Source organism: Paenibacillus terrae (genome assembly GCF_005217525.1).
Classification (GTDB): domain Bacteria; phylum Bacillota; class Bacilli; order Paenibacillales; family Paenibacillaceae; genus Paenibacillus; species Paenibacillus terrae_C.
The window spans coordinates 100,220-101,873 of sequence record NZ_PNXQ01000001.1; the positions used below are offsets into that span (position 1 = coordinate 100,220).

Annotated in this window: 1 protein-coding gene and 1 pseudogene; both read right to left on the bottom strand. The window is 35.7% G+C overall.

Features of this window, described 5'->3' with window-relative positions; all coding sequences use genetic code 11:
- Positions 1 to 137 precede the first annotated feature (137 nt).
- The gene (locus C1I60_RS00440; RefSeq protein ID WP_137060009.1) at positions 138 to 788 is read right to left on the bottom strand and encodes a hypothetical protein; all 651 of its coding nucleotides are present in this window, start codon (positions 786 to 788) and stop codon (positions 138 to 140) included.
- A gap of 129 nt (positions 789 to 917) precedes the next feature.
- Positions 918 to 1,022: pseudogene (locus C1I60_RS26395) on the bottom strand (NucA/NucB deoxyribonuclease domain-containing protein); the annotation flags it as partial.
- Positions 1,023 to 1,654 lie beyond the last annotated feature (632 nt).

Genomic DNA, 1,654 nt, shown 5'->3' on the forward strand with positions numbered 1-1,654 from the left:
AATTATTTCCCCTGTTATAAGTCCAGCCAAAAAAATATAAACCATCATAGCATTCAACTTATACCCCAGTGCATAAAAAACTCCTAGACACACTGCATAGCCTAGCAAAATACTTGCATCACGTTTTAATAATTTTTTCACGGAGTGCATCCAATAGGGTATGGCTGTGAACTAAAGAACTTCGCAGAGTCAGCCGTACCAATTACTTTATTTCGTGAAGCATCTTGATAGAACACCGTATGGTTAGCGTAGGGGATAGCTTCGCATTTCCTAGGATATGAATATTGATAAATGGTGTAGTAAGCTTGGGTATTCAAACTTGCTCCAGCACCTATAATTACAAGAATGGTTGATACAGGAGCTTTAGTAACCGTTGATATTATCCCTGCTGCAAAAACGATCCCTACGTTCACCCAATCATAGGAGTAATCAAACTTGCCTACAAAGGTTCCACCTGAAGGAACAGCATTTAACGAAAAATCAGAACGGCTCTCTTTAACATTAAAGTTCTCCTGTTTTACGCCGTCAATCAGCAAAGTTTGATCTTGTGGGAAATACTCAATTTTAGTTGTTTTTCCATTCTCAACAACAGTCGTTATTCTATGATTGTCATCATTAAAGTTGGTTGTTACAGTGGCCTCTCCACGATCAGTCTGAATAACTTCTGTTTGAACTAGATTTACCTCTGGCTTAGTGGCCTGTTCAGCATTACTCACCGAAGGTAAAACAGTCGCGCAGAGTAATACTGCTGCTAATAAAGGGACGAACACTTTCTTAAAAATTTTCATAATAATTCTTCTCCTATATAAATATTTCAAACAGTTATAAATATTACACTTTGTATAGTGAGAAGTAAGGGGAATTTTGTCGAACATTAAATCAATTAAAAAAGTCAACCTCATTTCAGAAAAAAGTATTTAATTAACAATAAATTTTACTTTTGTACCGTCCGGATAGTCATCCAGCTTGTGACCTACCCAACTACCAGCTCCTCGGTTATCACTAGGGGTTATGTATCGAATCTATTTACTTCCTTAAGATAAGATGGTTATGATTGATTTAGGCACAGATAGAACTATTGATTGATATAAGCTTAAAAGTGATTCAAAGAATATGAGAATAAGCTTTTATAATCGGGGTGTAGGTCATGAAGGTGCATTTGCAACGAATGTAGGGGATGGAGATCTCAAAACGCTTCTTGATGAAAAAAAGTTTATAATGTAATCGAACCAACAATAACCAACTGGTGAACGCGCTATTCTGACTGTAACAATGGACAATGGATTTGATAATTCCTTTAATAACTGTGATTAACAACGACGAATAACGGAGGAAGAATGAAAAGAAAGTGGTATTTAAGACCAATGGTCATAATTTTAATGATCATTATAACCCCGCCGATAGGCTATTTGAATGTATTCTTCAATAGGAAGAAATTTGAACCCAATGAACGATTAGGCTATTTGGCAATAGCCACGGTATTTGCTGCCCTATGGTTAACTAAATTTCTACCGCATTCATGGCGAATTCTCGCTATAATAGTTGTTGCACTTATTGGGATATTCATATTCAGAAAAAAGTAAATAATAAAATAAATCTCTTGTTACCTTAAAATTGGTTGACAGGGATTTTTTTGTTCCTATCCGTTTAAACC

Coding starts and splice junctions, on each gene's coding strand:
- C1I60_RS00440 (WP_137060009.1), bottom strand. CDS start 788: ATGAAAATTTTTAAGAAAGTGTTCGTCCCTTTATTAGCAGCAGTATTA.